The 19,075-nt window shown below is 51.7% G+C and carries 20 protein-coding genes; 5 read left to right on the top strand and 15 right to left on the bottom strand.

Going from position 1 to position 19,075, the window contains the following annotated elements:
- Window positions 1-165 precede the first annotated feature (165 nt).
- From cbiM to TX77_RS04145, 3 genes are read left to right on the top strand one after another with little or no spacing between them, the layout of a single operon-like run.
- Window positions 166-1,170 (top strand): cobalt transporter CbiM, encoded by a 1,005-nt coding sequence (gene cbiM, locus TX77_RS04155; RefSeq protein ID WP_044503572.1) that lies wholly within the window; start codon window positions 166-168, stop codon window positions 1,168-1,170.
- Between the two features lie 12 nt (window positions 1,171-1,182).
- Window positions 1,183-1,992 carry an energy-coupling factor transporter transmembrane component T gene (locus TX77_RS04150; protein WP_044503571.1) on the top strand — a complete coding sequence of 270 codons (810 nt, stop codon included), beginning with the start codon at window positions 1,183-1,185 and terminating at the stop codon, window positions 1,990-1,992.
- Window positions 1,989-2,636, top strand: coding sequence for an energy-coupling factor ABC transporter ATP-binding protein (locus TX77_RS04145; protein ID WP_044503570.1), 648 nt, complete (start codon window positions 1,989-1,991; stop codon window positions 2,634-2,636). Before TX77_RS04150 ends, TX77_RS04145 begins: the two co-directional genes overlap by 4 nt.
- Before the next feature lie 16 nt (window positions 2,637-2,652).
- Here TX77_RS04145 and TX77_RS04140 read toward each other — a convergent pair whose 3' ends face one another.
- The 4 genes from TX77_RS04140 to sugE all read right to left on the bottom strand — a co-directional run bounded on the left by TX77_RS04140 (window position 2,653) and on the right by sugE (window position 5,358).
- Window positions 2,653-3,855 (bottom strand): glucosaminidase domain-containing protein, encoded by a 1,203-nt coding sequence (locus tag TX77_RS04140; protein ID WP_230198029.1) that lies wholly within the window; start codon window positions 3,853-3,855, stop codon window positions 2,653-2,655.
- A complete protein-coding gene (locus tag TX77_RS04135; RefSeq protein ID WP_044503569.1) occupies window positions 3,845-4,246 on the bottom strand; it encodes a CGGC domain-containing protein in 402 nt (133 codons plus the stop codon). The genes TX77_RS04140 and TX77_RS04135 overlap by 11 nt, the downstream gene beginning before the upstream one ends.
- Window positions 4,247-4,260: 14 nt before the next feature.
- Entirely contained in the window at window positions 4,261-4,935 is a 675-nt protein-coding gene (locus tag TX77_RS04130; protein WP_044503568.1) for a CpXC domain-containing protein, read from the bottom strand.
- A 102-nt stretch (window positions 4,936-5,037) separates the two neighbouring features.
- Window positions 5,038-5,358, bottom strand: coding sequence for a quaternary ammonium compound efflux SMR transporter SugE (gene sugE, locus TX77_RS04125; RefSeq protein WP_044503567.1), 321 nt, complete (start codon window positions 5,356-5,358; stop codon window positions 5,038-5,040).
- A gap of 289 nt (window positions 5,359-5,647) precedes the next feature.
- Here sugE and TX77_RS04120 point away from each other — a divergent pair, with 289 nt between their 5' ends.
- Window positions 5,648-6,526 (top strand): DMT family transporter, encoded by an 879-nt coding sequence (locus tag TX77_RS04120; RefSeq protein ID WP_044503566.1) that lies wholly within the window; start codon window positions 5,648-5,650, stop codon window positions 6,524-6,526.
- On the opposite strand, the gene TX77_RS04115 is transcribed toward TX77_RS04120, so the two are convergent.
- Window positions 6,488-7,339 (bottom strand): LysR family transcriptional regulator, encoded by an 852-nt coding sequence (locus TX77_RS04115; RefSeq protein WP_044503565.1) that lies wholly within the window; start codon window positions 7,337-7,339, stop codon window positions 6,488-6,490. The genes TX77_RS04120 and TX77_RS04115 overlap by 39 nt on opposite strands.
- Before the next feature lie 111 nt (window positions 7,340-7,450).
- On the opposite strand from TX77_RS04115, the gene TX77_RS04110 reads away from it, so the two are divergent.
- Window positions 7,451-8,386 carry an AEC family transporter gene (locus TX77_RS04110; protein ID WP_044503564.1) on the top strand — a complete coding sequence of 312 codons (936 nt, stop codon included), beginning with the start codon at window positions 7,451-7,453 and terminating at the stop codon, window positions 8,384-8,386.
- 169 nt (window positions 8,387-8,555) lie between these two features.
- On the opposite strand, the gene TX77_RS04105 is transcribed toward TX77_RS04110, so the two are convergent.
- The 10 genes from TX77_RS04105 to TX77_RS04060 all read right to left on the bottom strand — a co-directional run bounded on the left by TX77_RS04105 (window position 8,556) and on the right by TX77_RS04060 (window position 19,066).
- A complete protein-coding gene (locus tag TX77_RS04105; RefSeq protein WP_044503563.1) occupies window positions 8,556-9,929 on the bottom strand; it encodes an MATE family efflux transporter in 1,374 nt (457 codons plus the stop codon).
- Between the two features lie 79 nt (window positions 9,930-10,008).
- A complete protein-coding gene (locus TX77_RS04100) occupies window positions 10,009-10,437 on the bottom strand; it encodes a MarR family winged helix-turn-helix transcriptional regulator (protein WP_049917286.1) in 429 nt (142 codons plus the stop codon).
- 182 nt (window positions 10,438-10,619) lie between these two features.
- Window positions 10,620-11,561 (bottom strand): Rossmann-fold NAD(P)-binding domain-containing protein, encoded by a 942-nt coding sequence (locus TX77_RS04095; protein WP_044503562.1) that lies wholly within the window; start codon window positions 11,559-11,561, stop codon window positions 10,620-10,622.
- 208 nt (window positions 11,562-11,769) lie between these two features.
- Complete coding sequence (locus TX77_RS04090) at window positions 11,770-11,970, bottom strand: cold shock domain-containing protein (RefSeq protein ID WP_218055521.1); 201 nt, start codon at window positions 11,968-11,970, stop codon at window positions 11,770-11,772.
- 130 nt (window positions 11,971-12,100) lie between these two features.
- Window positions 12,101-12,592: a dihydrofolate reductase gene (locus tag TX77_RS04085; RefSeq protein WP_044503560.1), complete on the bottom strand. Its 492-nt coding sequence runs from the start codon at window positions 12,590-12,592 to the stop codon at window positions 12,101-12,103.
- Window positions 12,592-13,383, bottom strand: coding sequence for a thymidylate synthase (locus TX77_RS04080; protein ID WP_044503559.1), 792 nt, complete (start codon window positions 13,381-13,383; stop codon window positions 12,592-12,594). Before TX77_RS04080 ends, TX77_RS04085 begins: the two co-directional genes overlap by 1 nt.
- 17 nt (window positions 13,384-13,400) lie before the next feature.
- Window positions 13,401-15,224, bottom strand: coding sequence for a DNA helicase RecQ (recQ, locus tag TX77_RS04075; protein WP_044503558.1), 1,824 nt, complete (start codon window positions 15,222-15,224; stop codon window positions 13,401-13,403).
- Between the two features lie 84 nt (window positions 15,225-15,308).
- Entirely contained in the window at window positions 15,309-16,496 is a 1,188-nt protein-coding gene (locus tag TX77_RS04070; RefSeq protein ID WP_044503557.1) for an aminotransferase-like domain-containing protein, read from the bottom strand.
- A 267-nt stretch (window positions 16,497-16,763) separates the two neighbouring features.
- Window positions 16,764-17,954 carry an aminotransferase-like domain-containing protein gene (locus TX77_RS04065; protein ID WP_044503556.1) on the bottom strand — a complete coding sequence of 397 codons (1,191 nt, stop codon included), beginning with the start codon at window positions 17,952-17,954 and terminating at the stop codon, window positions 16,764-16,766.
- A gap of 173 nt (window positions 17,955-18,127) precedes the next feature.
- Window positions 18,128-19,066, bottom strand: a complete 939-nt coding sequence (locus tag TX77_RS04060) for a bifunctional riboflavin kinase/FAD synthetase (protein WP_044503555.1) — start codon at window positions 19,064-19,066, stop codon at window positions 18,128-18,130.
- Window positions 19,067-19,075 lie beyond the last annotated feature (9 nt).

Below are 19,075 nucleotides of genomic sequence, written 5' to 3'. Positions count from 1 at the left end.
TCCGACTAAAATACTTTTAAGTAAATTATACCATACTTCAAGACTTCGCGGCTACAGGGAAAGAAGAAGAGGAAATTTGTATCCCCCCTATGGGCTTATATTTCTTCCTTTTTTTCAGTAAAATAATACTATATTAAACTATTCGTGGAAAAGAGGTCATTATCAATGCATATCCCTGAGAATTATCTGAGCCCTTCGACGTGCGGCGTCCTGGGGGCGGTCATGGTTCCGATCTGGCTGCTGTCGATCCGCAAGGTCAAGGAAACGGTCCCTCGTGAAAAGCTGCCCCTCCTCGGCGTCGCTGCGGCTTTTTCCTTCTTGGCCATGATGTTCAACGTTCCCCTTCCGGGCGGTACGACGGGTCATGCCGTCGGCGGCACGCTCATCGCCATCCTCCTCGGCCCCTACGCGGCCTGTCTCTCTGTCAGTGTGGCCCTTCTCATCCAAGCCCTCTTCTTTGGCGACGGCGGCATCTTAGCCTTTGGCGCCAACAGTTTCAACATAGCCTTTGCCTTGCCCTTTACGGGATATTTCGTCTATCACGGCGTAAAAAAACTCATCTCTTCGGATATCATCGCTGCCGGTATCGGCTCTTATGTCGGCATCAACGTCGCCGCCTTCTGCGCTGCCGTTGAATTCGGCATCCAGCCATTGCTCTTCACCGATGCCGCCGGTCAGGCATTATACTGCCCGTACCCTCTGTCCATTTCCATTCCGGCCATGATGATCGGCCATATCACGATTTTCGGTTTGGCTGAAGTCATCTTCACGACAGGTGTCCTGGCCTACCTCAAAAAGACATCGCCCGCTTTATTTCATATGTCGGCTCCGGCCTCGTCGAGTAAATCCTTGTTCGGACTCTTGGCTGCCCTCATTTTGGCCACGCCTTTAGGGCTCTTAGCTGCCGGTACGGCTTGGGGCGAATGGGATGCGGAAGAACTGGCAGAAACGGATTTCTTCGGCTCGGCCTTAGGCTATACGCCGGCCGGTATGGAAAACGGCTTCTCCTTCGATGTCCTCATGCCGGACTATGCCATTGCAGGGCTCCCCGACGTTTTAGGCTACATCATTTCCGCCCTCGTCGGCACGGCCCTGTTGATCATCATCTTTAAAGTCATCGCGTCCTTCCTGCCGGCCAAGCCGTCCTTTGACACACCATCTCAGCATTAGGAGGCCTAAACGATGAAACTCCCCGAATGGGCGCAGCGTGAAGAAATTTATAATCCCGGCCGTGACCGGGATTATTTCATTTCCCGCTCTCTCCTGCGCTTAGTTTCTATATTGAAGGCCCTGCGCCAACAGCACGGCCCGTCGCGATGGTCCGTCGGTGCCGGTCCGGCCTTGCTGACGACCTTACTCATGATTCTCCTCATCGTCCTCTGTCGGACCATGGCCTTTCTCTGGGCTGTCCTGGCCGGTGAATTGGTCCTCCTGGCCTTCCATCCGGGACGTGAGCTGCGCACGACCTTGGCGGCAGCCCTTGCCGCTTCCGCCGTCTGTGCCGTCATCGTCACCCCGGCCTTTTTTCTCGGCAACGGACGCCACGTCTTTCTCCTGCCCTGTAAAACCTGTCTCACCGTCCTCTGTCTGATGCTCCTTCAGCAAAACGTGTCGTGGCACAAACTGACGGCCGCCCTCAAGGCCTTTCACGTTCCGTCGCTGGTCATTTTCATCTTGGATACGACCTTACGCTACATCGCCATCCTCGGCCAAGAATCGGCAGAACTCTTGACGGCCCTGAAACTGCGCTCCGTCGGCCATAATCCCGATAAAAAAGCGGCCCTCAGCGGCGTCGCCGGCATGATGCTGCAAAAGTCGCAGCGCCTCTCTCAGGACCTCTACGAAGCCATGCGCTGCCGCGGTTTCACCGGCGAATACCAAGTCTATGATGAGGGAAAAAGGCGTTCCTTGTCACCGGCTACGGGCGTGCTGCTCCTGATGCTCTTATCTTACGTCTATCTCTTCATCCGCTTGGAAGGAGTTCTTTCATGATTATTCTCGACGACGTCTGTTTTGCCTATGACGACAGACCCATTCTCAGTCACCTGACGGAGACGATCGAACCCGGTCAGGCCGTCCTCCTCACCGGGCCCAACGGCTCCGGCAAATCGACTCTCCTGCGGCTGTTGAACGGCCTTATATTCCCGCAGCTGGGGACCTATACCTTTGACGGCACGGTCATTACGGCGGCCAAGATGCGCGACCACCGCTATTCAAAATGGTTTCACCAGCGCATCGGCTATATCTGGCAGCATCCTGATTCGCAGCTCTTTTGCAGCAGCGTCCGCGAAGAATTGGCCTTCGGTCCCGTCCAAATGGGCCTCCCTTCCGAAGAAGTCAAAAAACGCGTCGATGATGCTATGGATCTGTTGGGCCTGACGAAACTGGCCGACAGGGCGCCTTATTCCCTGTCCGGCGGCGAAAAGAAGCGGACGGCTATGGCCTCCATCCTGACCATGAATCCCCAGATTTGGACCATGGACGAGCCGGAAAGCTACCTCGATGCCGACGGCCTTGCCTGGTTGGAAGATTTCCTGCCCAGCCTGAAAGCAGCCGGAAAGACCCTCATCGTAGCGACCCACCACGCCGGTATCATCGAAAAGATTATCGATAAAGAAATATCAATGAAGTCATAAAAAAACAGATGCAGACCTATTCGTAGGCTTGCATCTGTTTTTGATTGGCTTTCACACGTTCATTCATGGTGTTGATTTGTCCTGCTTTGTGCAAAGCCTGCCGTCCGGCATCGTATTTCCCCTGCCGAAAATACAGGACGGCCATGGCATTGGCAGCATCTGCCGACTGGGGTGAAAAGCGGAGGATTTCTCGGAAGGAACGCAGAGCCTCTTCATCGTTTCCGAGGTCCATGGTCAGCATTCCGCGATTATACCAGGCCTCTAAAAATTCGGGCCGAAGGGCAATGGCCTTATCATAACTTGTGAGGGAATCGTCGAGGTTCCCTCTTTTTTGCTGGGTCAAGGCCAGATCATACCAGGCTGCCGAAGACTCTTCATTTTGCTTTATGGCTTGGCGAAAATCCTCTTCGGCCAGCCAGTAATACCCTTTATGGAAGAAGACGATGCCCCGATAAAGATAGGACGTCGGGTCGTCCCTGTGGAGGATGACTTTTTCAAAGCCCGTCAGTAAATCATCGTCGCTCCCGTCCGGCGTCTGGGCTTCGGTCCACATCCAGAGGATTTCCTGACCGTAGTGCTTGCCGGGGACGGCCCAGCGACCATTGAGGCCGGTCCAATTCGTCACCTTTCCGTAGAGGTCGGGATGATTTTGAACGAGGAGTTCATAACGGGGATCTACGATAGCCGTTTTCGGCCGTTCCGTGCTGGCATAAGCCAAAAGATGCTGGATATGGGCGCGAACGCCGAGCTGCGGCGTGGCAAAACTGGCTCCGGGGGCCCCGTTTCCCGTTGCACCGAGGCCGCAGAAATTATTCTGCTCAGGCGACACGTCACCGCCATAGGCAAAGTATCCCGTCTCCTTCAAGGCCTGACAGAGGGCGACGTCGGGACGGATGCCTTCGCGGCCGGCTTCGTCGTAATAAGCTTGTACGACGTCTTCTAAGGGAGCGTTTAATTTAGGATTGGCATTGCGCTGACGGATGAAGCGGACCATCTGCGCCTGAGATACTGTCGCCGGCCCCATGATCGTATCGGAGCCTTCCGGCACGTCGAGGAAGGGCCGATCATAAGGCGGCAGCATCTGCCAGTGAGCCTTCTCGACAGCCTGTTTGTCAACACCTATTTTAGCTTGAACCGGAAGAGACACGAAAAAGGGCAGGCCCAACAGCACTGCCCCCATAAGGCCTGCCAAAAGGCCTCTTTTCAGCTTAGAATTCACGATAGATGCCCTTCTTCCGCTTAGCTTCCGTAGATTTAGAAATATACGTCCCCAAGACTAAGGGATAGCCCTTGCGCTCGATGATTCGGGCCATGTAATTCCGGAAGGGACAGGGCGGCCGGTGGTACGAGTCGGATACGACGCACGAGGCGAAATGGATGGTGACATTTTCTTTATCATCGCCGTAGCGCTTCATCTTCCGGGCCAAGTTTTCGAGCTTGGCTGAAATGCCGGCACCGCAGCAGCCGCCGCAGGTCATCATGAGAAACCGCGTATCGGCGGGATAATCAGCCATGGTGTCCACGCGGTTGGCGAAGGTATTCATACAGGCATAGCCGCTGCAGCGCTTGGTGACGATATCGCATTGGATGACGACGACTAATTGGGACATAAGGTTCCCTCCTTTTAGTTATATACGTAGGTATTCAAGAAATCCTGAGTCCAAGCCGGATCGATGCGGGCCAGCACCGGTTCTTCTTTCGGCAGATTTTCCGATAAAGACTGTTCAAACTGGTTGTACAAGGGGCTGAGGCCGTCCTTAAAATCAATATAGGCGCCCTGTTCCGAGGCCTTGTCGAAGAATACCAGGCGAAGGGAGCCGTCATCCTGGCTGACAAAGTGGCAGCTCGTAACCTTAAAGTCCTTATCCTGTTCCTTAAATTGAGCCAGGGCTGCGGCTTTGGTCAATTCCATCAAGCGGTCATCGAGGCCGGCTTCAAAGATTGTTATTTTTTCCAGCAAATCTTCTTTCGTCCGGACCAGGCGGAAAATATACTGATTGGCACTCATGCGTTCAAAGACCTGGTGATTGTCCGCCATATCACGGTCAGCCCGCTGTTCATCATTCTCAGTCGGCCCGTAAAACACCATGAAGCGACGCGCTGCGTCGTGATATAAGAAACCGTAGTCGATATTCACCGTCGTGCCGCAGTGCGGGCAGTGATAGTGAAAGGCGTCTAAGGACGCGATGCTGTCCTTCATTTCCGGGTTTTCGGCGATGTCGACACTATCCCAAACGGTAAAATTCCCGGCCTTTTGACAGGCAGGACACGTGATTTCTTCTTGGTGCTGCATACTCATGATGAATACCTCTCTTCTCTGCCACCGTAGATGGCGTTTTTTTTATTATACCACAATCATAAGACCGGGCATACGGCCGGAGTCGGTCTCAAAGGAAGCCTTCTAAGCACCGCTGGTCACACGCAGTCCGACGATACCGGCGACGATGAGAGCGACCGACAAGACCTGCCAGGGCGACAGGGATTCGTGAAAGAAAATCAGGCCGGCGATGACGGTTCCGACGATGCCGATACCCGTCCAAATGGCATAGGCCATGCTGATGGGAAGATGACGCAGGGCCAAACTCAGAAAGATGAAGCTGCCGGCCATGGCGACCAACGTAAGGACGCTGGGCACGAGCCGTGAAAATCCGTGAGTATATTTCAGGCCCACGGCCCAGCCCATTTCTAAAATACCGGCAATCAATAAGTAAATCCAAGACATATAAATCCTCTCCTTCTCTAAAAAAAAGGTACGCTGCACGATTCCAACAAAGGCCTACTGGAATCGTATCGCGTACCCGGCGGTAATCTATATATGCAGTTAACATGTTTCTACGGGTGGCATTTTATCACAGAAAATTTCCCTTGTCAACAGTCCCGTCCTGTATGGAAAGTCTCGTGGCATCCATAGAAAATCTCTTTCAGATAAACGTTTGACCTTTTACAACCTACAGACAGACAAGAGCGGATATGCTATAGTAAAAACAGCAACTGTGAAGGGGGGCATCTCCATGAAAGACGCCTATGTAAAATTCATGCTGGCAACGGTCATTTACGGTACCAACGGCATCATTGCCAGCCACATTCCGCTGTCGAGCTACGAAATCGTCCTGACCCGAACGGTCCTGGGCAGCCTGTTTTTAATGGTCCTGACGACCTTCCGCCATGAATGGAGTACCCTCCATCAGATGACGCCCAGGGAATGGCTGCTCTTAGTCCTGGCCGGCGTCTTTCTGGGCGGGAACTGGATTTTTCTCTATGAAGCCTACCAGCATATCGGTGTCAGTTTGGCCACTCTCTTGTGTTATATCGGGCCTATTTTGATCATGATACTGTCGCGGTTCGTCTTTAAAGAGCCCTTCACCCTTCCCAAAGTCACAGCCATGATTTTGGTCACCTTAGGCATCATGGCCATCAACGGAGCCGACTTTAAGGCTCACGGCCTGTCCTGGGGCGTCGCCTGCGGCTTTCTCGGCGCCGTCTGCTTTGCCCTCTTGATCATCGTCATGAAAAAAGCAAAACCCATGACGGGTTTCTTTTCCCCGGCCTGTCAGCTCGTCGTCGCCTCCCTCCTCGTCGGCGCCGTCACCTATACTATCCCGACTCCGGCCGTCGATTTAACCCTCCAAGACCTGTCCTACATGGCCATATTAGGCATCATCAATACGGGCCTCGGCTATGCCCTTTATTTTACCGGCGTTCAACGCCTGTCGGCCCAGAGCGTTTCCATCTGCGGCTACTTCGAACCCTTCACGGCCCTCCTCTTGTCGGCCTTGATTCTCGGTGAAATCCTAACGCCCATGCAGTGGCTCGGCGCCGTCCTCATCCTCGGCGGCGTCGCCTTGAGTGAATTATGGCATCCCCGCAAAAAAAGACAAGAAGCATTGTAACGCCTCGGTCATGCCGTCCTGTCGATATGCCAGGACGGCATATTCGGTAAAAGCGTCGGCTAAGGGAATGACTCGAAGCCCCGGATAGGCATCGCCCTGATGGAGGGGCAGGACGGCAAAGCCCTGGGACATGCTGACCGTCAAGAGCTGCTCGGACAAGTTCTTACAGCGATGGATTTCTTCAAAGTCCTGATGAAAAGCCTGTCGAAAATTATTCCGTATCTTCTCGACATAAGCCGGGCTGTCCGACTTGGTCACAAAGGGCGCATGGCCGACGACGGCTTCGATGTCCCCATATCGTTCCCACAGGGAATTGGCGCAGACAAAGGACTGGCGAATAGCAAACAATGGCCGATACATAAAGGAGTCCTTCACCGCCTGGGCGTCAGAAAAGACGAATCCGTCGAGGAGACCGGCTGCTAAATGACGCTCTAAGTCGGCCACGTCATCAAAACTGAAATACAATTTATATTCCGGATAGGCTTCTTCAAACCGGCGCAGCCATAAGGCTTCGACGTATTCCTGCATGGCCATTCCCAGACGGATTTCGGTATGCCCCTTCCGCCGCAGAGAATCGCGCAGCTCTTTATAAGACCGGCAAATTCCCTTCATGCCCTCGTAAAAACGGCGGCCTTCTGCCGTGAGTGACACACCGCGGTGTTCCCGGTAGAAAAGCGGACACCCCAGGTCCCGTTCCAAATTCGTAATATATTTTGTCATCGTCGTCTGGGCAATGTGGCAGTTATGGGCAGCCTGGGTAAAATTATTCAGCCTGGCCGCTTCTAAAAAATACCGTATCTTGGAAAGATCCATGGCCATCCTCCTCATCCATCACTTTTTTTCATGGCAAATACCGCAGGTTTCATTAGTCAAGGCCCATCAGGCATGATAAAATAAGGAAGTTTCAAGAAAGGAGTCTTGCCAATGAATTACTTTTCCATCGTCCTTGTGCAAATCATCGGCTTCGTCATCTACATCCTTATCGGTATTGCCGGCGTACGGATGAAAGTCTTGACCCCTCGTTCTCTCGGCGTCTTATCGCAGTTCATTACCAAGATATCCCTGCCCCTGCTCTTATTCACCAATACCCTCAACGGGGCGACGCGCCAAGAGTTCGTCGACGACCTTCCGGTCTTGGCCGTAACGGCCCTGCTTTATTTTTTATTATACCCCCTCAGCCGACTTTTGGCACGCCTGTTCAGCCTAAAGGGCAATGAAAATCACGTCTACAGCGCCTGTTCCATGTTCGGCAACATCGGCTTTATGGGCATCCCCATCGTAGCTGCCGTCTTTCCCGAACAAGGCATGCTCTATATCGCCTTATTTACCGTCGTCGACCAGCTCCTGCTGTGGACGGTAGGCGTCAATTTAACGGCACCGACAGATAAGGAAAACGCCATGTCCATTGCCAGCCGCCTCTTAAAGATGGTCAACCCGGCTACGATTGCCGTCACCTTAGCCGTCATCGGCATCTTTATGGATGCCCATCTGCCACAGTCCATCAATATTCCGCTGACGAAGGCCGGTGCCGTGACGACACCCTTGGCCATGATTTACATGGGCGGCTTATTCTGCTTCATCGACCTGAAAAAATACATTGGCAAAAAAGAGTTTTATGGCACGGTCCTGGTCAAGATGTGCCTCTTTCCCATTTTCTTCTACGAACTGGGCACGATGTTAGGCGTCATGAACGACATCGTCATCACCTTGAGCCTCCTCTCTGCCCTTCCTACCATGGCCGCCGTCGTCATGTTGGCTCAAAACCAGCAGTCCGCCGGAGAATACGCCGCCGGCATGACCTTAGTGACGACGATCTGCTCCATCTTCACCCTGCCCCTGGTCTGCCTCTATTTCGGCTAACTCAATTTCACGCAGAACAAAAGCTGTCCCATGAGGACAGCTTTTTTCGTGTAGACAACCTAATTCATGAACTTGTCAAACTTACGCGCAGGCAACATGCGAAGGCTCCGGCCGGGCTCAAACGCAGCGTATCGCCGCCGTCACAGTCTCTTGGCTGCGATAAAACATCTTACGAAGCCATCGGGCCGGCCTGTACCGGATTGTCGGACAGACTATATAGGGTCCGCTGTTCCCTTATGACGAAGAAAATGGAAATGATAAGGGCCAAGGCGTCACTGATGGGCTGGGCCATGAAGATACCATTGATGTCCCACAGTACAGGCAGCATATAGATGAGCGGGATGAGGAACAGAATCTGCCGTAAAAAGGTGATGACGATGGAAGGCATCGGTTTGGCAATGGACTGGAAGAATGTCGTCACCAGCATGACAAAGCCCAGAATCGGGGTGATGCAAAAATTGGCCCGCAGTCCGGGAACGCCGATGGCCAGCATATCTTCCGTAGCCCCAAAAGCCGCCAGAATGGCCTCGGGAAATACCATGATCAGAATCCAGATGATGCAGGTAATGCCGACCGAAAAAGCGGAGGCCTGATATAAGGTGGCCATAACCCGATGGTACTGTTTCGCTCCGAAGTTGTTGCCGACGATGGGCTGAATCCCCTGGCTGATACCGCTGGCCGGCATGATGACAAAGGTCATCATACTAGAGACGACGGCGTAGACACTGATGGCCGTATCGCCGCCGTATTGGCCTAATTGGCTGTTATAGACGAGGCTGATGAGACCCATGGCCATTTGGGCAATCCAAAAGGCAAAGCCGCAGGAAATGATAGTCCGCGACAGCCAGGCATCGAAGGCAAAGGTATCCCGTTTGATTTCGACCTTCGTATGGCCTTTCCAAACGAGGTAAGCCCCAAAAAAGGCCGAAAGGAATTGACCGATAACCGTCGCCCAAGCTGCACCGGTGACGCCCCAGTCGAGGCCGGCCACAAAGACGGCGTCGAGGAGGATGTTGGTCACGGCCCCGACAGCCGTTACGCCCATCCCCAGGACGGGCTTTCCGGAAACGCGGACAAAGTCGCAAAAAACCTGGCTCAGCCCTTGAAAGAGGCAGCCCAGGGCCACGATGCGGTAATAAGCGAGGGCGTATTCATAAGCCGTTTCGGTAACGCCGAACACCTTTAGGATAGGATCGGCAAACAGCAGCAAAAAGACGGACAGCAGCACTTCAAAGACGATGACTAAAATCAGGGAATTGCCAAAGGAACGGTTCATATTCTCCTGTTCCCCTTTTCCGGAAAACAGGCTGAACAGAGACGATCCGCCGGCGCTGCAAGTCAGGCCGAAAGCCATCATCATGTAAAAAAGAGGAAAGCAAATCGAAAGACCGGCCAAGGCCGACGTGCCGTTGAAGTTGCCTACAAAGATCCGGTCGACGATGTTATAAATGGCTGTAATCAAAAGAGAAATAGCCGCCGGAATGGAGTATTTTAAAATCATGGGAAAGAGCTTTCCCGTCGAAAAATCATTTTTTTCATTCATATTAAAGTGCCTCGCCTTTCTATCATATCTTAGTTTCCTAAGTATTTAGTTAAAGAGAAAGGACAACGCGTCTGCCCTTTCAGTCAGACAGGTTATCCATCATCTTCTCAACGACCTTCACAAAGACTTGCAGGTCCTTTTTAGAAATGTCCTTGATCAGTCTTTCATCTAAGGCCGTCAAATCGTCTATGACTTGCTGCCGATACCGCAAGGCCCTTTCCGTTAAGACAATCTTTTTTAAGCGGTTGTCATGGGCGGCCGCCTCACGGGTAATGAGTCCGTTCTTTTCCATCTGCTTTAAGAGCTCCGTTGCCGTCGACGGCCGGATGCCGAACTCTTCTTCAAGATCTTTTTGGAAGACGTCTTCTCTTTGGGCCAGCAAAAAGTGAAGGGTCCGCCCTTGAGAGCCGCTGAATTCACCGCGGGACGGAAGCATCTCTAACTTTCGGCGCAGCTTGTTGGACAATTTGCTGACATAACTTCCAATATGTCGGTTATTCGCTATCATGGCGCCCTCCTATTTCTTAGTTTCCTAAGTAATTGTATCTCAAATACGACGGCCTGTCAATAAGGCATCCGGCGCATAAAAAATCACCGTCAAGGACAAAATCCCTGACGGCGACGGTTTTCCCGCTATAGTTCATGTATGCATTTTTACAAAAAGTGGTGGTCATGACACGGATACGAGGCTTACCAATCCAATTTTCCCGTCATGAGGTAGACCAAGAGTCCTTTTTCGGCATGCCGTCTGTTTTCGGCTTCGTCGAGGATCGTTTCCAAATGAGCTTCCATGACGTCTTGGCTGATTTCATAGCCCGGATGGATGGGCATATCATGGAATACCATGGTGTCCGTCCCTTCCATGAGGTCGGCGTCAATCTGATAAGGCATCATCATGTTGATGATCTTGTCTTTCTTTTCGGCGTAGTCGGGATTGGTGAAAAATTCCATGTCGACCCAGGTATCGGTGTAGACGCAGTCGACGTCAGCGACGACTTTCTTGAGGTCTTCTTTAGAAATATCCGTCGGCAGTTCTTTATAATGGCCGGTCTCTGCCAAGGTGTCGTAAAAGTCAGCCGGCACGTTGGTGATCTGACTGAAGGGCGTCAAGCCGTACATGGTACCGCCCAATTTGACGACGATTTCACTGAGCGAGTTGTAGGTATTATTTTTAGCCCCGATATAGAGGACCTTGGCTTCAAAGCGTCCCGTCTTTTCATAGAGGGTCAGCATGTCGGCCAGGGCCTGAGACGGATGGAAGGTATTGTCACAGCCGTTGATGACGGGAACCGTGGCATATTTCATGAAGCCTTCCGTCGTTTCGGCCTTCTTGAACCGGCCCATGATGCAGTCCACGTTGCGGCAGACGTACTTGACTTCGCTCATGAGGTCGCCAATGGTGAAGTTGCTATCCTTCCAGAGCTGGTTGTAGGCCTTGCCGCCCAATTCTTCCATGCCGATGGAAAAGGACAAATAAGTCCGGTTCGACGTCTTTTCAAACAAGGTATATAATTTTTTGCCGTCGAGAATATGGCTGTAAGCGTCTTGATTCTTTTTAATCTTGTCGGCCAATAATAAGATGCCTTTCAATTCTTCGGCTGTATAATCGATAAAGCTGTTGGCGTGTTTCATGTATATCCATCCTCTCATCCTGTAAGACTATAACTTGTCGATGGCTATATCATAGCACAAGGCCTTTCCTTTATCAAGTATTTATACGTAATTTTCTTTAATTTATACATATAAATCAATTTCATGCAGCGCAATATACTTTCGGAGACGCAAAAAACCGGTAATCACGATGATTACCGGTCCAAAAGGTCTATGTGTTACTTTCCGATTAAGCTTTAACTACGTTAGCTGCCTGCGGTCCGCGCGCACCTTCAACAATATCGAATTCAACATCCTGACCTTCGGCCAAGGATTTGAAACCATCTTCCTGAATGGCAGAGAAATGAACGAAAACGTCGCCGCCGTCTTCTCTTTCGATGAAGCCATAACCTTTTTCTGCGCTAAACCATTTTACTTTACCGTGCATGATAAATCCTCCTAAAAATCAAAACAATTACAGCTATCCATAGCAAGTGCTACCTTATAGCTCTTTTGTTAGTGTAACATAACAGATTGCTAATGTCAATCGAATTTATATAAGTAAATTCCCGAGTATTTCCTTATTTTTTTACATAATGAGCAAAGGCAAACTTATATTTATTATTATTATTTTTATCATGGACTTCCCGTTCTGTTTCTGTCCACTCGTCGCTCTTCCACTCCGGAAAGAACGTGTCAGCACCGGGAAAAACTTCGTCGATTTCGGTCAGATAGAGGCTGTCCGCCAATGGCAAAAAGGCGCGGTACATGGCGGCCCCGCCGATGATGAAGTAGTCTTCCTCCGCCTTCATAGCGGCACACATGGCCTCCGGGCTGTGAAAGAGGGTCACTGCCGGACTATCGACATGGTAGTCCGCCTGATGGGTCAGGACCCAATGAGGGCGTCCCGGCAGAACACCCGGCAGGCTTTCAAAGGTCTTGCGGCCCATGAGCATCGTGTGATTCATGGTGAGGGCCTTGAATCGCTTCAAGTCGGCTGAAATATGGCATAAGAGGTCGTTGTCCCGGCCGATGCCCCGGGATCTGTCGACGGCGGCAATGAGATGGATCATCAGACGGCCACCTCCATGGACAGTTTGCCCAAATGCTGATAATCGTCAAGACGGATGTCGTCCGGTGTAAAGGCGTAGAAATCGTGAATGTCCTTGTTAAGTATCAATTTAGGAGCATCCAAGGCCTGATTTCGGCGGGCCAGCTGGGTCTTCATGGCTTCGACGTGATTTTCATAGATATGGGCATTGTTGATGACGTGCGTAAAGAGGCCCGGACGGAGGCCGGCAGACCTGGCAATGAGGTGGATGAGAACGGCATACTGGGTCATGTTGAAGGGTACGCCCAGGCCCATATCGCCGCTGCGCTGAATGAGCATACAGTTCAAGCGGCCGTCAGTGACATCCCACAAGGTCTGGTAGGCACAGGGCTGGAGGGCCATGTCATCCAAATCCTCGATATTCCACAAGGATACGATCATGCGCCGGCTCTGGGGATCGTTTTTCAGGGTATCCAAGAGCTTATCCACCTGCTTATACTTCCGGATCTGATAGCCGTAAGCCTTGCCGATGGTCCCGTCAGGACGCATCCATTCGTCCCAAACGTGGCAGTTCATCTTCTGCAGCTCCCGCACATCGTTGCTCTGGAGCTGCCAAATCCAAAGGATTTCTTTGACGGCTGTCTTAAAGGCCACGAACTTCGTCGTCAAGATGGGAAATTCATGTTCCAAATCGAACTGCATCATCTGATGGGGCAGCTTGTACGTCCGCACCCCCGTGCGGTTGTTGTCGAAATAGCCGTGGTCGAGGATATTTTCGACGATATTCAGGTATTGTGTATCGGCCATGCTCATGTAGTATCACCTCAAAATTACTGATTATTCATATAAGACTGAATGGCGCTGATGAAACTGCGGCCATATTTATGCAATTTAAAACTGCCGACGCCCTTGATGTCACCCATGGCGTCGAGGCTGCTCGGCTTAAGGGCTGCCATATCCCACAAGGTGGCATCGGAAAAAATGACGAAGGGCGGAATGTTTTCGTCCTTGGCTAAGTCGCGGCGAACGGCCCGCAGGGTGTCGAACAAGGGGCGCAGGGTCTCTTCGTCAAAGGTCCCGGCACTGCGTTTTTGCCGGCGTTTGGGAATGGCCGCCGGAATCTCTTCAACGACTCGTTTCTGCTGAACGATGCGTTTATGGCCCCCCATCGCCTGCCTTCCGTCTGCCGTCAGGGAGACGACGGGATACTTTCCGTCAGACTGCTCGAGATAGCCGTCGTCGATGCACTGGCGCACCATATCGCGAACTTCGGACAGGGAAAAATTACCGAGCATGCCGAAGACGGCATTGCGGTCAAAGCCATAGCGGCGAATCTTAGCATTCTGACTCCCTTTCAGGATGTCGGACACCATGGTCAGGCCAAAGCGCCCTTTCAGTTCGTCGACGCAGAGGCAGATGCTGCGCACCTGTTCGGTCATGTCCTCTTCGACCGTTTCCTGGTCACAATTGCCGCATTTATCGCAGTGCTCCCACGACGGATGCTCACCAAAATACGACAGAATATAATGGCGCAGGCAGTGGTTGCCTTCACAGTAGCGAACCATGGCATGGAGCAGGCGGAATTCGACCTCCTGCTGTTTGGCGTCGCGAGTCGATTGCTCGATGAGGAATTTCTGGATCATGATATCCTGGCGGTTAAAGAGGAGGATACAGTCCCCCGGTGCCCCGTCGCGGCCGGCTCTGCCGGCTTCCTGGTAGTAACTTTCGATGTTTTTCGGCATCTGGTAATGGATGACGTAGCGGACATTGCTCTTGTCGATGCCCATGCCGAAGGCGTTGGTCGCTACGATGACCTGGATTTTATCGTAGGTAAAGGCTTCCTGCATGGAACGGCGCATCTCGTCGCTGAGACCGGCATGGTAACGGCCGGCCTTGATGCCCCGCCGATTCAGTTCATCACAGATGCGGTCGACTTCCTTGCGCGTCGCCGCATAGATGATCCCGCTGTCCTCTTTATGCTTGGCAATGTAGGACAAGGTGAACTCCATCTTAGCCTTGGCATGAACGACGCGGAAATAGAGGTTGGGCCGGTCGAAGCCGCCGATAAAAATGCGTTCCTTTTGAAGGCCTAAGAGGGACATCATGTCGTGCTTGACCTTTTCCGTCGCCGTCGCCGTAAAAGCCCCGACGACAGGCCGCTGGGGAAGGGCTGCGATCCAGTCGCGGACGGTGCAGTAACTGGGCCTAAAATCATGGCCCCATTGAGAGACGCAGTGGGCTTCGTCGATGATGAACATGGAAATGGGCAGGGTCTGCATGAAAGCCGTAAAGAACTGATTCTCCAGTCTTTCCGGCGAGATATAGACCAGCTTGATGCGGCCGGCACGGATGGCAGCAAAGCGGGCCTTCACTTCTTCAAAGGTACACTGGCTGTTGATATATGTCGCCGGTATTTCCTGATTGACCAGACTGTCTACCTGGTCTTTCATCAGGGAAATGAGCGGTGAAATGACTAAGGTCACGCCGGGCATCATCAGGGCCGGAAGCTGGAAGCAGATCGACTTCCCCGCCCCGGTCGGCATGATTGCCAGGCAATCGCGGCCGTCGAGCAGGGTCTGAATGACTTCGTGCTGGCCCGGCCGGAATGACGAATAGCCAAAATACTGTTTTAACAATGATTCAATTTGAAGCATGAAACAAGGCATCCTTCCTTGAGTGAACGTACAAAGGGAGCTGCCGCAAAGCGACAGCTCCCTTATATCATATCATTTTTAGGCTTATTTTGCCAATTCTTCTTTCAGTACTTCAGCTAAGCGTTTGATACCTTCTACGATGCGTTCTTCCGGCATGTTGGAGTAGTTGAGGCGGAAGTGGTTAGCATTGCCGCCATGCGGGTAGAACGGACCGCCCGGCACGTAGGCAACGTTTTTCGCTAGGACTTTAGGCATGAGTTCTTTCGCATCCATGCCTTCGGGCAACGTTACCCACGTGAACAGGCCGCCTTCAGGGTATGTAAAGGTGATGCCTTCAGGGAAGTATTCTTTCATCGAATCGCACATGAGATTGCGGCGTTTTTTGTACAATTCTTTGATCTTTGCAACGTGAGCATCGAGATCGTACATATCGATGAAGAAGGAAGTCTGGCGCTGACCGAAGGACGAGGACTGGAGGTCAACAGCCTGTTTCAGCTTAACGACTTTATCAATGATGACCGGATCAGCAACCATCCAGGCAATACGCAGGCCCGGCATGAGGATCTTCGAGAAGGAGCCGAGGAAGATGATGTTGCCCTTGGTATCCATCGATTTGAGGGACGGAACTTTGTCGCCGTCGAAACGGAGTTCGCCGTACGGATCGTCTTCGAGAACCGGGAAGTCATAGCGGTTGATGATGTCCATGAAAGCTTTGCGGCGTTCCATCGGCCAGGTAATGCCCGTCGGGTTCTGGAATTCAGGAATAACATACATCATGCGGACGCGGTCGCCGTATTTTGCCAAGATTTTTTCGAGTTCTTCCGGGATGATGCCTTTGTCGTCCGTCGGAACTTCGACAAATTCAGGACCACAGAGTTTAAAAGCGTTGATAGCGCCGAGGTAGGTCGGGCTTTCTACGAGAACGACGTCACCGGGGTTGAGGAAAATCTGAGCCAAGAGGGACAGACCCTGCTGGGAGCCGGACGTGATGACGATGTTTTCAGGGGTGCAGTCGACCATGAAGGATTTTTTCATGCGTCCTGCGATCTGTTCGCGAAGGGGTGTGTAACCTTCGGTCGTGCCGTACTGCAGGGCTGCCTGGCCTTCTTTGGTCAATACAGCTTCGTCAACTTTTTTGAGATCTTCTGTCGGGAACAGTTCCGGAGCCGGCAGGCCGCCAGCGAAGGAAATAATTTCCGGCATGGTCGTCAGTTTCAAGAGTTCACGGATTTCAGAGGCTTTCAAATTCATAGCTAAGTTGGAAAATTGCATATTCACTCACTCCTTCATAATTGTGCATAGCGCATATCTATGTTTATATAGTATCATTTAAATTACTTTTATGCAATTAAACGTTTATGTCATAGCTACATTCTCATTTATGCAAACCTATAAATTCGTGGGTATTATGGTCAATTACTGATAATACCAAAAGTAAACTCCATAAAATATTAAGTAATTCATGTAAAAAATTTTTAAAAAAATAAAAAAAGAAAAGACGCCCTCGGGAGAGAGCGTCTCATTTCCTGCAAAGTTTAATTATTTTCCCATCTTTTCTTTCAAAACTTCAGCTAAGCGTTTAATGCCTTCGACGATGCGGTCTTCCGGCATATTGGAGTAGTTCAAGCGGAAGTGATTGCCGTTGCCGCCGTTAGGATAGAAGGCTCCGCCCGGGACATAAGCGACTTTCTTTTCGATGACTTCCGGCATGATGGCCTTGGCATCGATGTTTTCGGGAAGGGTAACCCAAGTGAACAGGCCGCCTTCCGGATAGGTAAAGGAAAGGCCCTGAGGGAAGTATTTTTTCATCGAATCGTACATCAAGGTGCGGCGTTTGCCGTAGAGTTCGCGGATCTTGGCGACGTGAGCGTCGAGGTCGTACATGTCGATGTAGTACGAAGCCTGGCGCTGAGCAAAGGACGAAGACTGGAGGTCGACGGTCTGTTTCAGCATGACCGCTTTTTCAAGGATGTCCTGATGAGCGACCATCCAGCCGATACGAAGGCCCGGCATGAAGATTTTCGAGAAGGAACCGAGGAAGATGACGTTGCCCTTGGTATCCATCGATTTCAAGGTCGGCATGGTCTGGCCTTCATAGCGAAGTTCGCCGTACGGATCGTCTTCGATGACCGGGATATCGTGTTTATTCATGATATCCATGACGGCTTTACGCCGTTCCAGAGGCCAGGTGATACCCGTCGGGTTCTGGAATTCCGGGATGACGTACATCAGGCGTACGCGGTCGCCGTACTTTTCAATAGCCTTTTCCAAGGCTTCCGGTACCATGCCCTTGTCGTCCGTTTCGACTTCGACGAACTGGGGAAAATTGACGGCAAAGGCGGTCGTGGCGCCCATGTAGGTCGGGCTTTCAACGAGGACGACGTCGCCTTCGTTCAAAAAGAGTTGGCCGAGAAGAGACAGGCCCTGCTGAGAGCCGGCGGTAATGATAATGTCTTCATAGGTGCAGTCCGTATTAAAGGACGATTTCATGCGGGCAGCAATCTGTTTGCGCAGCGGAATGTAGCCTTCCGTCGTGCTGTACTGCACGGCCTGACGCCCTTCTTTCTTCAAAATTTCCACGTCCACCTTCATCATTTCATCAATCGGGAACAGTTCCGGAGCCGGAAGGCCGCCGGCAAAGGAAATAATTTCCGGATTTTCAGTGACTTTCAGGATTTCACGGATGTCAGATGCGTGCAAACTTTTTGCTTCTTCAGAAAACATTACCATAAAACTTCACTCCTATCTATTGACTTGCTTTCGATACGACGTATAACAACCCGTCGTAATGTTTTTTATTATACCACTTCAGAGTGTGTTATTCTACATTTTTTATGAAAAAAACAGGAAAAGTTGCTCGAATTAAGAAATTCGTAAGCAAAACCTTTTCCTGTTAACGGTTTTTATTCATTTTTATCAGCTGCAAAAAACTGCTGCGTTGCCTTTTCGTCTTCTTTCATCTGGGCGATGAGGTCGTCTGCCGAGGCAAAGACTTCTTCACCGCGCAGGCGCTTTCGAAAACGCAGACTGACGTTCTTACCGTAAAGATCCTTATCCCAGTCGAGGACGTGGGTCTCGATGCGGCGGTACTGGTTCTCAAAGGTCGGGTTGTCGCCGATGTTGGTCATGGCCGGGTGCCCTTCTCCATCCCACCACAATTCGGTCACATAGACGCCGTCCGGCGGAATGGCCATGTTGATGGGAATGAGCATATTGGCCGTAGCAAAGCCGATGGTCCGGCCGCGGTGGTCACCGGGTACGATGGTCCCGGTCAAGGCAAAGGGGCGGCCCAGAAGGTTTTCAGCCGTCTCCATGTGGCCCATTTGGATGAGCCGGCGGATGACGGTGCTGCTAATGGGCGTCGTACCTCCCGGCCGTTCGAGAAGATCCAGGGCTTCAACGGGAATAGCGTAGTCCGCCATAAAGGCTTTCATCGTGTCCGTATTGCCGGCCGCCTTAGCCCCATAGGTAAAGTTGGAGCCGACGACGATGACCGACGGATGAATATAAGTCACGAGATTTTGGCAGAATTCCTCCGGCGATTCACGCAGGAGCCCTTCGCTCATGGGCAGGAGGACCAAGCCGTCGATGCCGACGGCTTCAATGTATTCTGCCTTTTGGGCGATTGTCGCCAAGCGAAGCGGTTCTTTTTCCGGGCATAAGACCGACATGGGATGAGCCGTGAAGGTGACCACCATGGTTTTCACACCGCCGGCAGCAGCCCGCTTGATGGCTGTCTTCATGACCATCTGATGGCCTTTATGGATGCCGTCAAAGGTCCCGAGGGCCACGACGGCGCCCGTAAAGCCGGTTATTTCCTGAAAGGAGTGGAATATTTCCATCGTTAGTTA

This window comes from Megasphaera massiliensis, assembly GCF_000455225.1.
GTDB lineage: Bacteria > Bacillota > Negativicutes > Veillonellales > Megasphaeraceae > Megasphaera > Megasphaera massiliensis.
The sequence above is the reverse complement of the archived record's forward strand: the minus strand, read 5'-3'. Positions and strand labels throughout refer to the sequence as shown.

Coding starts and splice junctions, on each gene's coding strand:
- TX77_RS04065 (WP_044503556.1), bottom strand. CDS start 17,954: ATGGTAATGTTTTCTGAAGAAGCAAAAAGTTTGCACGCATCTGACATC.
- TX77_RS04070 (WP_044503557.1), bottom strand. CDS start 16,496: ATGCAATTTTCCAACTTAGCTATGAATTTGAAAGCCTCTGAAATCCGT.
- TX77_RS04100 (WP_049917286.1), bottom strand. CDS start 10,437: ATGATAGCGAATAACCGACATATTGGAAGTTATGTCAGCAAATTGTCC.
- TX77_RS04095 (WP_044503562.1), bottom strand. CDS start 11,561: ATGAAACACGCCAACAGCTTTATCGATTATACAGCCGAAGAATTGAAA.
- TX77_RS04135 (WP_044503569.1), bottom strand. CDS start 4,246: ATGTCCCAATTAGTCGTCGTCATCCAATGCGATATCGTCACCAAGCGC.
- cbiM (WP_044503572.1), top strand. CDS start 166: ATGCATATCCCTGAGAATTATCTGAGCCCTTCGACGTGCGGCGTCCTG.
- TX77_RS04145 (WP_044503570.1), top strand. CDS start 1,989: ATGATTATTCTCGACGACGTCTGTTTTGCCTATGACGACAGACCCATT.
- TX77_RS04150 (WP_044503571.1), top strand. CDS start 1,183: ATGAAACTCCCCGAATGGGCGCAGCGTGAAGAAATTTATAATCCCGGC.
- TX77_RS04080 (WP_044503559.1), bottom strand. CDS start 13,383: ATGAGCATGGCCGATACACAATACCTGAATATCGTCGAAAATATCCTC.
- TX77_RS04060 (WP_044503555.1), bottom strand. CDS start 19,066: ATGGAAATATTCCACTCCTTTCAGGAAATAACCGGCTTTACGGGCGCC.
- TX77_RS04115 (WP_044503565.1), bottom strand. CDS start 7,339: ATGGATCTTTCCAAGATACGGTATTTTTTAGAAGCGGCCAGGCTGAAT.
- TX77_RS04130 (WP_044503568.1), bottom strand. CDS start 4,935: ATGAGTATGCAGCACCAAGAAGAAATCACGTGTCCTGCCTGTCAAAAG.
- TX77_RS04120 (WP_044503566.1), top strand. CDS start 5,648: ATGAAAGACGCCTATGTAAAATTCATGCTGGCAACGGTCATTTACGGT.
- TX77_RS04110 (WP_044503564.1), top strand. CDS start 7,451: ATGAATTACTTTTCCATCGTCCTTGTGCAAATCATCGGCTTCGTCATC.
- sugE (WP_044503567.1), bottom strand. CDS start 5,358: ATGTCTTGGATTTACTTATTGATTGCCGGTATTTTAGAAATGGGCTGG.
- recQ (WP_044503558.1), bottom strand. CDS start 15,224: ATGCTTCAAATTGAATCATTGTTAAAACAGTATTTTGGCTATTCGTCA.
- TX77_RS04105 (WP_044503563.1), bottom strand. CDS start 9,929: ATGAATGAAAAAAATGATTTTTCGACGGGAAAGCTCTTTCCCATGATT.
- TX77_RS04085 (WP_044503560.1), bottom strand. CDS start 12,592: ATGATCCATCTCATTGCCGCCGTCGACAGATCCCGGGGCATCGGCCGG.